This is a genomic window from Desulfuribacillus alkaliarsenatis, from assembly GCF_001730225.1.
Lineage (GTDB): Bacteria > Bacillota > Bacilli > Desulfuribacillales > Desulfuribacillaceae > Desulfuribacillus > Desulfuribacillus alkaliarsenatis.
The window spans coordinates 172,681-184,639 of the sequence record NZ_MIJE01000031.1 but is presented as its reverse complement, the minus strand read 5'-3'; the positions used below and the strand labels follow the sequence as shown (position 1 = coordinate 184,639).

Here is an 11,959-nt window from a genome sequence, read left to right as displayed (position 1 = left end):
TAATATACGCCAAGCAAACTAAATTGCTTGGCGTAGTTTTTAATTAGGGAATTAAAGAATTAAAGAATTAAAGAATTAAAGAATTAAAGAATTAAAGAATTAGAGAATTAGAGAATTAGAGAATTAGAGAATAGGTGATAATAAGCGTGAGATAGACTCTTTAAAGCGTATATAGAGTGAGCGCTGCGAGTATAATTCTAAGGTTAGTTCTGTAGATTGTATTATATCCTTTTCAAATATAATACGTAAGCGCGATAAGCTATCAGAATGATAAAGAAAGGCGTTAACCTCGAAGTTTAAACGGAAACTTCTGACATCGATATTAGCAGTTCCTACGGATGCTATCTTGTCATCGACAACAATCGTTTTCGCATGCATAAAACCGTTTTCATAGATATATACCTTAGCACCAATATTTAATAATTCTCCCACGTTAGAATATGTTGCCCAGTATATAAACGGGTGATCAGGTTTGTTAGGAATCATTATGCGAATATCTACACCAGACAGCGCAGCAATTTTTAAAGCATCTAATAAACTTTCATCAGGTATGAAATAGGGTGTCTGAATGTATATATATTTCTTAGCACTTAAAATCATTTTAATATAGCCCAATTTTATTTGCTCTACGTCAGAGTCAGGGCCACTTGAAACAATCTGAATACCCATTTTTCCAAACTGGTGCAGAGGCTTAGGGGTTACATCAAGGGAAATCTCAGCTTTAGTCGCATGCCGCCAATCTAACAGAAAGCGTTGTTCAAGGTGGGCGACGGCTTCACCAACTATTTTTAAATGGGTATCACGCCAGTACCCGAAGGATTTGTTAAGCCCTAAGTACTCGTTACCAACATTGAATCCACCAATGTAGCCAATTTTTCTATCGATAATAACAAGCTTACGATGATTACGGTTGTTCACCTCGAAATTAAGAATCGGGTATCTTGATGTGGAGAAGGATGCCACCTTGCCACCAGCCTTACGGATATCAGCTAGCAATTTCCGTGGTAAATTCCTCGAGCCCAAAAAATCGTATAGTAAGCGAACCTCAACACCCATCCTCGCTTTTTTTGCCAGCCTAACAAGTAGTTCGTTGCCAATTGTATCGTTGCGAACTATATAATATAACATGTGTATATGTTCTTTAGCTTGATCGATGTCACTTAATAAAGTCTCAAATTTCCAGCGTCCATCGGTAATTATTTCAATATCGTTATGTAACGTAAGTGGGGAGTGGTGATTTAGATTCATGTGGATTAATTCTCTATATTCTTGGATGAATTCTGGATATTCAGTGGAGCGTTTCTCAAGTAATTGCTGCTGCTTTTTTATGTTTTTTTCTAAATAGTTATAATGCTCCTTATCAATTTTAAACATGTTTTTTTTAGTGAGCTTTCTGCCAAAAAACAAATATAGAATAAACCCTAGCACAGGCACAAATGTTAAAACCAAAACCCATGCCCAGGTCGAGGTTACATTTCGTCTTTCGATAAAGATAATAATAATTGTAAAGATGATGTTAATTAATAAAATAACACTTAAAAAGCCTGGCCATACAATCATTGAATCACCACTCTTTTAACGGTTCTAATTTACCCTTAAACTATTCCTAACTGGTTCTTATTTAAAAGATAGCTTTAGTACAATGTATTGTCAATTTTGCAGAAAATGATTAGTTACTATTTAAAAAGCAACAAGGCCCTATCTAATGATAGGTGCCCTGTTGCGTGAACGCTGTTATTAATGACATTTACAGCCAGGCTTATGCTTTTTAGATCCATCCCATTTAGGTACAAATCCGTTTTTCTCTAGCTTGTCATAGCGTTCATCAAACCGAGAAGTTATTTTATCACCTTGTTCCTTAGTCACTACACCATATTCGACATATTTGGAGATTAGTTGCTTTTTGTTTTGCAATAAGTCTTTATGGATCTTGGCTAACTCATTTTTCTGTTCTACAGACAGATTAACTTCTGCTTTTGTATTCTCAGCCGTATGCATTTCTGCAAGGACTGGAGAACCACCTATAAAAACTGTCAGTAAAAGTGTAGTTAAAACTGTTAACCATAAACGACGCATGAACAACACTCCTTTTCTCGATTTACAAATAGTATTTGTGTTAGAATTAGAATTATCAGAAATGTTATTTGCAATAGAGTTAGAAAATGTTATTACATAAGTACTCCGTATCTCGCGCACGGAAATAAATAATGATTGTAATAATGGGCGCTGTTTTGTATAATCGTCAATGTGTATAGGAGAGTGCTACTTAACAAACAATATGGATAGGAATCTGGAGGGGTATCAAATGAAAATCAAACCAGTTGAGAAATTAAAGCTATATGGATTTAATAACTTAACAAAAACACTAAGCTTCAATTTTTATGATATATGCTATGCTAAAGACCATGAGCAAAAACAGAAGTATATTGAATATATCGATGAGGAATATAACGCTAAGCGTCTAGTTACAATTCTGTCAGAGGTATCGAATATTATAGGTGCTAATATCTTAAATATTGCAAATCAAGATTACGATCCACAGGGTGCGAGTGTAACTATGCTTGTTGCTGAAAATGAGATTATTAATGAAGATGATCAACCTGTAAATATGTCTCAAACGGAAGCACCAGGACCTGATGCAGAATCGTTTGAAAGCGGTGAAACCTCACAGTCACAACAAAAAACACCAGGATCTAAAGAAAGTGTTGTTGGTCACTTAGACAAGAGTCACATAACTGTACATACCTATCCTGAGAACCATCCTGATCGCGGTATTAGTACATTCAGAGCAGATATTGATGTTTCGACCTGTGGTGAAATTTCGCCTCTGAAAGCATTGAATTATTTAATTACCAGCTTTGAGCCAGATATAGCATATATAGATTATCGCGTGCGTGGCTTTACAAGGGACGTTAATGGCGACAAGTTCTATATAGACCATAAAATTAATTCAATTCAAAATTTTATGAGTGGTAAAACCCGCGAAGCATACGACATGATTGATGTTAATGTTTATCAGGAAAACATCTTCCACACGAAAATGTTGCTGCGTGAATTCGACTTAAACCACTATTTATTTGGTACAGATAAAAAAGAGCTGACACCTAGGGAACGTGGCAAAATCAAGCAGCGTATTAAAAAAGAAATGCTTGAGATTTTCTACGGACGGAATATGAATTAAATAAATAATGTTTTTCAGTTAAAAATATTCAGTTATAAATATCAGTAATAAAGACCTGCTACTTGCTTGTTAACTAGGCGAGTGCAAGGTCTTTTTATTTTTTATAACGACTTACTTCCCTAAAAGCCCATTTATTTGCATTTTAATAATATTATAGGCACAAATCGTGACAAAAGTTTATATTCTATTAGTGTATTGAACCTAAAGAGGTGAAATCTATGGCAGTAATTAAAACGACCGAAGAAGATGTCAAGATGCTTGCACGCTTAATGCGTGCAGAGGCTGAAGGTGAAGGGCAGCTAGGTATGTTAATGGCTGGGAATGTAATGGTCAATAGAGTCCGCTCTGAGTGTTTGGATTTTGTAAACATCAGGACAGTGCCACAAATGACATATCAATCACCAGGCGGCTTTGAAGCTATACAGCATGGTTACTTTTATCAACGAGCTAGGGAAGTAGATATACGCTTAGCTCGTAAATTAATAGCTGGCGAAAGGCACAATCCAGCTGAGTTTGCTCTCTGGTTTTTCCGACCAGATGGCCCTTGTCCAGCGCAGTGGTGGAGTCAGTGGAATTCAGGTAGATATAAAGCGCACTGCTTTTACACACCTTTACCAGCAGAATGTCCACAAGTTTATAGCGTTTTTTAACACACATAATTTAAGAAATTTAAATATAGGAGGAAGATATATTATGCAAAACCCATATAATATGCCTTGTATGAGTGGACCTCAGTATGGTCAGATGGCACCACAAAGACGATCAGGTACAATGCCGCCAGGTATGCCAGGTATGCAGCCAGGAATGCCAGGCTGGCCAATGCCAGGAATGCCTGCACCTGGATTTCCACCAGTTGGGGGTATGCTTCCGCAACCGCCTGCTCCAGGACAGCTACCATTGGAGATGTCTTATATTGAAAACATTTTACGCTTAAATCGCGGCAAGCTAGCACGTGTTTATATGACCTTTGAGGGTAGAAGAGAGAACAATACTAAGGTATTTGAAGGGATTATTGAAGCTGCTGGACGTGATCATATTATATTAAGTGATCCAGAAACAGGACAACGATATCTATTGCTGATGGTTTACTTAGACTATGTAGAGTTTGATGAAGAGATTGATTATGACTATCCATTTAACGACATACCAGCTGTACCATTTGCTAGAAGTTAAACTTTTTTTATTATAAATAACAAGTTGAAAGGTCAAATATATTATATAGGGGAGTGGAGGGTAATATATGTATGAATATATTGTAAAGCATATACCGAAATCACAAAGTAAACGTCCTGGTATAGAAACAACAATGGAGTCAATCACCGTCCATAATACAGCCAATCCAAGAAGCACGGCAATGGATGAGCGTAATTGGTTAACTAATCAATATAATGACAGGTCAGCAAGCTGGCATATTGCTATTGATGAATCACAAGCAGTAGAAGCAATACCACTTAGTGAGGTAGCTTGGCATGCAGGAACGAGACAAGGCAACTATTCTAGTATAGGTATTGAGGTTTGCGAAAGTGGAGACCAAGTACATGTATGGGAAAATGCCGTGCACTTAATAGCAGAATTGCTTTATAAAAGAAACTGGGATGTTGATAGAGTTAAAACCCATAAATATTGGAGTGGTAAAAACTGTCCGCGCCTACTTCTTGATAGATGGAGCATATTTATCAAAGACATCGAAGCTAAGCTAGAAGAAATAGAGTCACTAAACAATCAAACTAACAACACTGACAGCAATTCAGAAAATAATCAAGGTAATAATAACCCACCACAGTGGAAAAAAGATGGTATTGAGTATTTGGCAGATAATGGGCTTTTGAATAATAAAGAGCTGTGGTTGAATAAGATTGATGAACCAATGCCAGTCTGGGCAACAATGCTACTGTTAAAAAGAATCCATGAAGATGCTAATAGAGGGTGATAATTATGGAAATAGTATTGAAGCTAATAAGCAGTAACTTTATCGATTTGATGTTTATCATTGTAGCAGCAATTGGTTCATTAATTGCCTATAAAACAGGTAACAAAAAGCTAGTAAAAAAGATGATATTAACTTTTGTTGTAGAAGCGGAAAAACAACTAGGAAGTGGCACAGGGGAACTAAAATATGCTAAGGTAGTCGAGAGATTTTATGAAGTAATGCCTACAGTACTAAGAATGCTGTATACAGAAAAACAAATTGATAGCTTAATAGAAGACGCCGTTATTTACTTAAAGCGCTACTTAGATAATGGTAAGAATTTAATGGGCTATGATTTTGAGAACGGTCATCAGAAGTTTGTTTGATTTTTGACGATATAGAGCAAGGGTGTAAAAGTCCTTGCTCTTTTATTATAGAAAAAACCGATAATCTATATGTCTTAGCCTTCTCACTCTGTTAAGATACTAGTATAATCTAGAGGATTGAGATAGAGGAACGGAGGAAGCGTAATGCTAAAAGAAAACAATCAGATTCACCTAGCCATCAAGGGTTTAATCAAACATAACGGACGTTTTTTGATATTACAAAGACCTAAAAAACCTGGGCAAGATGCTGCCTATTGGGAGCTTCCGGGCGGAGGGCTAGCCTTTGGGGAATTACCAGAGCTTGGATTGCAACGGGAAATTTATGAAGAAGTTCATTTGGATGTAGACGTATTACGACCTATATGGGTATGGAGTTTTATGAAAAATCCTTTAGTGCAAGTAGTTGGCATTACATATTTATGTAATAGTCCATCAGTAGCAATCAAACTTTCTGAGGAACACCAAGATTTTGCATGGGTCACTCCAATGGAACGTCATAACTTTAACATCCTTCCTGAATTAAAATCGGATATGGATGCGTGGGACGCTAATCGCGTATTTGAATCCTTAAAATAAAAAACCCAACAATTGATAATTTACGTCAGTCGTTGGGTTAAGCTGTATAATTGGTTTAATTAAAGTGTCGGTTTATAACTTATAATTAATAGTAAATATCTTAGCTTCATAAGCTGACTTAACAGCGATAAATATTATTGGTCCTAACACAAGCCCAACGATACCTAGGAAATAAATACCAAAGTACATAGACAATAGTGTTGGCAATGCTGCTAAACCAATATGTCTTCCCATGATTTTAGGCTCAAGAGTTCTGCGTAGGGCTAAAAGTACGATTTGTAGTATAATCAGCTTTACAGCTAGGGAAGTATTTCCTAGTAATAGTGAGTATAAAATCCACGGCGCTAAGACTAAGATAGAACCGATGAATGGAATCACATCAATAATCCAGATAATAATTGCCATAATAAATGCTCGCTCAGGTGCGATAATTAATAGTCCGATATAAGATGCGATAAATATAACGATACTTACTAAAAATTGAGCCTTGAAGAAACCGACGACTACATTTCCTAATCTATCAAACACATAAGCAATTTTCTCTGCTGTTTCTTCTTTAAAGAGGCCATAGAATTTTTTGATAATAAGTGGCAAATCCAAGCTGAATAAAAACACGGTAATAAGATAAACGATAAAAATTACTAATAATGCTGGTAATGCTTGTACAGAGGAAGCAATAATAGGAATCAAGTTCTGCGTAAATACTGATACTTTAGTCAACAGAACCTCGCCTTGCTTTTCTATTTCATTTATGATTAAGTGCTTTTGTGGGATATCGGCAATTAACCGATTAATTTCTGTGGCTAAGTATTCATTTAATATCAAAACATCGGATATGTAATTTGGTAATTGATTCAGTAAACGTATAAGCTGCTGAAAAATCTTCGTTACAGTTAAATAAATAATACTTGCTAAAAGCAACACATAAACTACAAAAGAAATAGCAACAGCTGGCAAGCGACCTTCGAATTTTCCCCTTTTTTGAATAAATTTCACTAACGGCTCAAGCATCAATGCTGTTAGAAAAGCAAGAATAATTGGAACGAAGCCAGATGCATATTGATAAATAAATACAATAGCAGCTACAGCAAGGATGAAAATAAGTACTTTAATGAGTGTTGATTTCTGGAACATATGCATCTCCTCTAATGTCACAAGATAAGCAGCTATCTTTAAAGTAATACTCGAATATAATATTACTACATTTTATTGTTTAATACTAGTAAAACCGATTAGGGTTTAGTTTGGAGAGATAGAATGAATCGAATTTGGGAAATAGATGTCCTTAGGGCATTGGCGATTACACTTATGGTAATCTTTCATATGGTATATGACTTAAACTATTTTGCTGATTATGAGATTAATTATAGATCTGGTTTTTGGTATTGGGAAGGGCAACTTGCTGCTATGATATTTATGTTTGTATCTGGCATAAGTAGCGGGCTAACAAGCAAAAATGTTGCAAGGACAGGCTTGAAGGTGTTTGGTTTCGGTATGGCTATAACTGTTGTGACACTTGTGTTTTTTGGAGATACATATGTGCGGTTTGGGATACTACACTTTCTTGGGACAAGTATGATGTTATACCCGCTGTTAAAAAGGTTTGACAGCTGGACATTGTTTACACTTGCTGCGGTAAATGCATTGATGGGCTTTTATTTTAAAACGATAATGTTAAATACAAGCTTATTACTGCCAGTAGGGATTATGTATCCTGGATTTCGTTCCGTTGATTATTATCCACTGGCACCATACTTATCAGTTTTTATTTTAGGGATTATAGCGTATAGGGTTTACTATTATCAGCGTAAAAGCCTATTTTCATTTCAGATTCAAAGCAAACCAATCTTATTTTTAAGTAGGAACTCTTTAAAAATATATTTGCTTCATCAACCAGTGATTATAGCGATTATACTAGCTCTTGTTGAAACAGGCATTTTATAAATCGGTAATAATTTACCAAAAGATTAGAACGCTACTATTTTCAGACAATTAGCAGGAATCTAAAGAAAAACCTAGAATAAGATATATTATAAAGATTAACTAATAAAGGAAGGGTTCGCTTATGATGTGGAAGGAAAAGTACAAGATTGGTGTATCTGTAATTGACCAACAGCATGAAGAATTGTTTGGCAGGGTTTCATCTTTTATACAGACTGTACAGCATAAAGGTAATTGGGATGATAAGTTAGATAAAGTAAAAGAAACAATGGAGTTTATGCAGGAATATGTTATTTTCCACTTTGATGATGAGGAAGCATATCAGGAGAAAATCGGATACCCAGATATGGAAAAACATAAACAAGAGCACGTGAAGTTTAAAGAGGCTGTAGGTAAGTATGCAGTTCGTTTAGAGGAAGAGGGCTATACAGAGGAGCTTGTGCAGGAGTTTAGTGGTAAGCTCATGACATGGTTAATTTTGCACGTTGCTGCTACTGATCAAAAACTTGGTGAATATGCACAGAAACAAGGAGGGGAACAATAATGAAGGTAGAATATATCAACCCCTTCTATATGGCTACTAAAGATGTATTTCAGCTTATGCTAGATTTACCTGTGGAAAAAGGTGAAATGAGCGTTGTTGAAGAAATGATTTCTAGTAAAGAAGCAAACGTTACATTAGGGGTCACTGGCGATTTGCGAGGCAGTATTCTATTTAGCTTTCCAAAGCAAATGACCTTAGATATGGTAGAAATAATGTGTGGTATGAAAATGGATGATATTGATAGTTTTGTTTCTTCGGCACTTGGTGAAATAGCTAATATAGTGGGAGGTAACGCAGTCACAAATTTAACCTCTAGTAATTACGTTTGTGATATTGTACCGCCACAAATTTTTGTAGGAGAATATAAATCCCTATCTATGGCTTCTCAAAAAGCCCTTAAAGTGACAATGAAGACTTCCATAGGAGCATTTGATGTACATATAGTATTGAAAGAAAAATAGTTAGTTTATACCAAATAAATAGTTTATGCCAAACAAAACATAGTAAAACCTTCTCGTATTGAGAAGGTTTTTTTATGGGAAATATGGACATAAGTCCTATTGTATGTGAGGCATTAGTAGTATTATATTGAACTTATATTAAAGGTAAGTAAACACTCACTTATATAGCTGATTCGGAAGATGGGGTGGAAATGTGAAGTTAAACATATTACATAGAAGAGAGACAATCACATTAACGGCAATTGATATTATGAACGAAAAGGGCATCCAGTCACTTACAACAAAAGAAATTGCTAATAGGGAAGGAATTACAGAAGGGGCAATTTATAAACACTTTACTCGTAAAAATGACATTATATTATCTGTGCTAGATCATTTTGCTAAATATGATCAAGATATTAACAAAACAATTGAATTGAAAAAATTAGATTCTATGGAGTCAATCAGATTTTATTTTGAAGCGTACACCACTTATTACCAAAACTACCCAGCTATTACTGTGGTTTTACTAGGGTACGATCAATTTAGATATGATAAAGAACTAGAGCAAAAGATTAAGGAGATTATATACAGCCGTTCAAATTACGTTAGTAAATTGATTAAACAAGCTCAGGATTCTAAGCTAATAAATCAAGATATAGATCACATTTTGTTGGCAGATGTATTTATAGGTAGTTTTAATCGTCTGTGTTTGAAGTGGCGTTTACAAAATTATAATTTTTCCTTGAAAGATAAAGGCTTAGAGGCTATCACTATGTTATTATGTGCTTTTGCAGAGAAGACATGGAGGGAGGATTGAAAAATGTCTGAACAATATTCCAATGCGCCTATGTTAGAAATGTATATATATGAAACGACGCAAATGCTTGAACAACTAGAAACCACAATAATGCAATGTGAGAGAGAAGGTAGTTTTTCTGAGTCTGCTATAGCTGAGATATTCCGATGCATGCACACGATTAAAGGCTCTTCGGCAATGATGTTATTTAATGATGTAGCTAACTTGGCGCACTCAATGGAGGATGTTTTTTACTTTCTACGGGAAAACAAACTTGATCATGTAGACTGCTCTCTATTATCAGATTTAATCTTTGAGGGTATAGATTTTATTAAAGCAGAGCTAGAAAAGATTAATAGTGCAGAGCCAGTAGATGGTGACGCCACTATAATTATCGAAAAGAACAAAGAATATCTTTTATTCTTAAAAGCAGATGCACCTAATGCAGTTGAAACTACAAAAACAGACACAAACATACGACAACAATACTACATTGCTCCAGACGTGTCACAAAAGAAAAAACAAAGTGAAATGAGTAATCGTTACAAAGCTATAATTGTTTTTGATGACGGTTGTGGAATGGAGAATATTAGAGCATTTTCAGTTGTCCATAGCCTAAAAGACTTTGCACAAGAATTGTATTATATTCCAGAAGACATTATTGAGAATGAACAATCTGCAGATGTAATTAAAGAAAAAGGTTTTTATATTTATGTTGAAACAGAAGCAGAACAAAAAGAGCTAGAAAAAATATTGAACGAAACCTTATTTATGAAAGAATTATCAATAGAAAGAATAGAGGACGAAGGGGAATGGTATCACTTCTCAACACCTAAGCAAACAAATGAAGGTACGGCCGTAAAAATTCCAGAACAGGCTGCAACACCTACATCACAACAAATGGCAGTTACACAAAATAGTAAAGTACAGGTTTCGGGCAAAGGCCAAGGCATGATAAGTGTCAGTGTAGAAAAACTTGATTCATTAATGGATATCGTAGGTGAAATGGTCATAGCAGAAGCAATGGTCACCCAGAATCCAGAGCTTAAAAACTTAGACTTAGATCAATTTCATACCGCAGCTCGCCAGCTACATAAGATAACGATTGAACTGCAGGACATGGTCATGTCTATTCGCATGGTACCACTATCGGCAACATTTATGAAAATGCAACGAATTCTCCGTGATATGAGCAAAAAATTACAAAAAGAAGTGGAATTGAAAGTTATTGGTGAAGAAACAGAGGTGGATAAGAACATCATAGAGCAAATAGGGGATCCACTAATGCATCTGATTCGAAATGCCATTGATCATGGGATTGAAGGGAACGATGAGCGTGAAGCTCTAGGAAAACCAAGGGTTGGTACTATTACCATAGAAGCTAAGAATTCTGGAAGCGATGTATTAATAATTATTAAAGATGACGGTAAAGGGCTTAACAAACAGAAAATCTACGAGAAAGCACGTAAAAACGGAATTGCAGATAAAGACATGGAAGAAATGACAGACAGAGAAGTATTTAGCCTAATCCTTAAAGCAGGTTTCTCCATGAAAGAAAACGTAACAGAGTTTTCTGGTAGAGGTGTAGGTATGGATGTCGTCACGAAAAACCTTGAATCCGTTGGGGGCTCAATTCATATAGAAAGCGTAGAAGGCCAGGGTAGCTCATTTATAATGAAGATACCATTGACACTAGCAATCATAGACGGTATGAACTGCAAGGTGGGTAATGCAAGTTACACTATCCCTATTATGAATATCAAGGAGTCGTTTAGACCAAAAGTAGATGATTATATAAAAGATCCTGACGGACGAGAAATTATAATGGTACGGGGATACTGCTACCCTATAGTTAGGCTTCATCAATACTTCAATGTAGAGACAAAGGTAACAGAGTTAACCGACGGTATTCTTGTCATGGTTGAGCAAGATGAAAAAACGATTTGCCTATTCTTAGATGAGTTATTAGCCCAACAACAAGTAGTCGTTAAAGCACTACCAAACTATATCAAAAAGACTAGAAATGTAGAAGGTATCGCTGGGTGTACGCTTTTAGGAGATGGAAGCATCAGCTTAATTATTGATATAGCAGGACTTCATAACCGATCAAAATCTACTAAACATGAGATAGCTTAAAAAAACAAAATGAGAGCTCATAGAATGATAGAATACGGGGGGTGAAT

At 35.6% G+C, this 11,959-nt stretch carries 14 protein-coding genes; 11 read left to right on the top strand and 3 right to left on the bottom strand.

The features are described from left to right. Positions 1–123: 123 nt before the first annotated feature. Together cls and BHF68_RS10540 are read right to left on the bottom strand one after the other, a co-directional pair. Entirely contained in the window at positions 124–1,560 is a 1,437-nt protein-coding gene (cls, locus tag BHF68_RS10545; RefSeq protein ID WP_069643609.1) for a cardiolipin synthase, read from the bottom strand. Positions 1,561–1,737: 177 nt separating this feature from the next. Next, complete coding sequence (locus BHF68_RS10540; RefSeq protein ID WP_069643608.1) at positions 1,738–2,076, bottom strand: YckD family protein; 339 nt, start codon at positions 2,074–2,076, stop codon at positions 1,738–1,740. A gap of 229 nt (positions 2,077–2,305) precedes the next feature. Here BHF68_RS10540 and speD point away from each other — a divergent pair, with 229 nt between their 5' ends. The 6 genes from speD to BHF68_RS10510 all read left to right on the top strand — a co-directional run bounded on the left by speD (position 2,306) and on the right by BHF68_RS10510 (position 6,052). Further along, positions 2,306–3,181, top strand: a complete 876-nt coding sequence (gene speD, locus BHF68_RS10535) for an adenosylmethionine decarboxylase (protein WP_069643607.1) — start codon at positions 2,306–2,308, stop codon at positions 3,179–3,181. 218 nt (positions 3,182–3,399) lie between these two features. Next, positions 3,400–3,831 (top strand): cell wall hydrolase, encoded by a 432-nt coding sequence (locus BHF68_RS10530; protein ID WP_069643606.1) that lies wholly within the window; start codon positions 3,400–3,402, stop codon positions 3,829–3,831. A 94-nt stretch (positions 3,832–3,925) separates the two neighbouring features. Then, positions 3,926–4,354, top strand: a complete 429-nt coding sequence (gene gerQ, locus BHF68_RS10525; RefSeq protein ID WP_069643665.1) for a spore coat protein GerQ — start codon at positions 3,926–3,928, stop codon at positions 4,352–4,354. A 67-nt stretch (positions 4,355–4,421) separates the two neighbouring features. After that, the gene (locus BHF68_RS10520) at positions 4,422–5,111 is read left to right on the top strand and encodes a peptidoglycan recognition protein family protein (RefSeq protein ID WP_069643605.1); all 690 of its coding nucleotides are present in this window, start codon (positions 4,422–4,424) and stop codon (positions 5,109–5,111) included. Positions 5,112–5,116: 5 nt separating this feature from the next. Further along, positions 5,117–5,476, top strand: a complete 360-nt coding sequence (locus tag BHF68_RS10515) for a hypothetical protein (RefSeq protein ID WP_069643604.1) — start codon at positions 5,117–5,119, stop codon at positions 5,474–5,476. Positions 5,477–5,620: 144 nt separating this feature from the next. Continuing rightward, positions 5,621–6,052, top strand: a complete 432-nt coding sequence (locus BHF68_RS10510; RefSeq protein ID WP_069643603.1) for an NUDIX hydrolase — start codon at positions 5,621–5,623, stop codon at positions 6,050–6,052. Positions 6,053–6,124: 72 nt separating this feature from the next. Here the strand turns inward: BHF68_RS10510 and ytvI are convergent, their stop codons facing one another. Next, positions 6,125–7,186, bottom strand: a complete 1,062-nt coding sequence (gene ytvI, locus BHF68_RS10505) for a sporulation integral membrane protein YtvI (RefSeq protein WP_069643602.1) — start codon at positions 7,184–7,186, stop codon at positions 6,125–6,127. Between the two features lie 123 nt (positions 7,187–7,309). On the opposite strand from ytvI, the gene BHF68_RS10500 reads away from it, so the two are divergent. From BHF68_RS10500 to BHF68_RS10480, 5 genes are all read left to right on the top strand, one after another. Beyond that, positions 7,310–7,996, top strand: a complete 687-nt coding sequence (locus BHF68_RS10500) for a heparan-alpha-glucosaminide N-acetyltransferase (RefSeq protein ID WP_069643601.1) — start codon at positions 7,310–7,312, stop codon at positions 7,994–7,996. A 121-nt stretch (positions 7,997–8,117) separates the two neighbouring features. Further along, positions 8,118–8,537 (top strand): bacteriohemerythrin, encoded by a 420-nt coding sequence (locus tag BHF68_RS10495; RefSeq protein ID WP_069643600.1) that lies wholly within the window; start codon positions 8,118–8,120, stop codon positions 8,535–8,537. Further along, positions 8,537–8,998, top strand: a complete 462-nt coding sequence (locus tag BHF68_RS10490; protein ID WP_069643599.1) for a chemotaxis protein CheX — start codon at positions 8,537–8,539, stop codon at positions 8,996–8,998. Before BHF68_RS10495 ends, BHF68_RS10490 begins: the two co-directional genes overlap by 1 nt. Before the next feature lie 193 nt (positions 8,999–9,191). Next, on the top strand, positions 9,192–9,797 hold the full coding sequence (locus BHF68_RS10485; RefSeq protein ID WP_084019373.1) for a TetR/AcrR family transcriptional regulator: 606 nt from the start codon (positions 9,192–9,194) through the stop codon (positions 9,795–9,797). Between the two features lie 3 nt (positions 9,798–9,800). Further along, positions 9,801–11,912 (top strand): chemotaxis protein CheA, encoded by a 2,112-nt coding sequence (locus tag BHF68_RS10480; protein WP_069643598.1) that lies wholly within the window; start codon positions 9,801–9,803, stop codon positions 11,910–11,912. Positions 11,913–11,959 lie beyond the last annotated feature (47 nt).

Excerpts from the sequence above, each read along its gene's own strand:
- BHF68_RS10495 (WP_069643600.1), top strand. The coding sequence starts at position 8,118 with ATGATGTGGAAGGAAAAGTACAAGATTGGTGTATCTGTAATTGACCAA.
- BHF68_RS10500 (WP_069643601.1), top strand. The coding sequence starts at position 7,310 with ATGAATCGAATTTGGGAAATAGATGTCCTTAGGGCATTGGCGATTACA.
- BHF68_RS10490 (WP_069643599.1), top strand. The coding sequence starts at position 8,537 with ATGAAGGTAGAATATATCAACCCCTTCTATATGGCTACTAAAGATGTA.
- BHF68_RS10480 (WP_069643598.1), top strand. The coding sequence starts at position 9,801 with ATGTCTGAACAATATTCCAATGCGCCTATGTTAGAAATGTATATATAT.
- BHF68_RS10510 (WP_069643603.1), top strand. The coding sequence starts at position 5,621 with ATGCTAAAAGAAAACAATCAGATTCACCTAGCCATCAAGGGTTTAATC.
- ytvI (WP_069643602.1), bottom strand. The coding sequence starts at position 7,186 with ATGTTCCAGAAATCAACACTCATTAAAGTACTTATTTTCATCCTTGCT.
- BHF68_RS10520 (WP_069643605.1), top strand. The coding sequence starts at position 4,422 with ATGTATGAATATATTGTAAAGCATATACCGAAATCACAAAGTAAACGT.
- BHF68_RS10540 (WP_069643608.1), bottom strand. The coding sequence starts at position 2,076 with ATGCGTCGTTTATGGTTAACAGTTTTAACTACACTTTTACTGACAGTT.
- BHF68_RS10530 (WP_069643606.1), top strand. The coding sequence starts at position 3,400 with ATGGCAGTAATTAAAACGACCGAAGAAGATGTCAAGATGCTTGCACGC.
- speD (WP_069643607.1), top strand. The coding sequence starts at position 2,306 with ATGAAAATCAAACCAGTTGAGAAATTAAAGCTATATGGATTTAATAAC.
- gerQ (WP_069643665.1), top strand. The coding sequence starts at position 3,926 with ATGGCACCACAAAGACGATCAGGTACAATGCCGCCAGGTATGCCAGGT.
- cls (WP_069643609.1), bottom strand. The coding sequence starts at position 1,560 with ATGATTGTATGGCCAGGCTTTTTAAGTGTTATTTTATTAATTAACATC.
- BHF68_RS10515 (WP_069643604.1), top strand. The coding sequence starts at position 5,117 with ATGGAAATAGTATTGAAGCTAATAAGCAGTAACTTTATCGATTTGATG.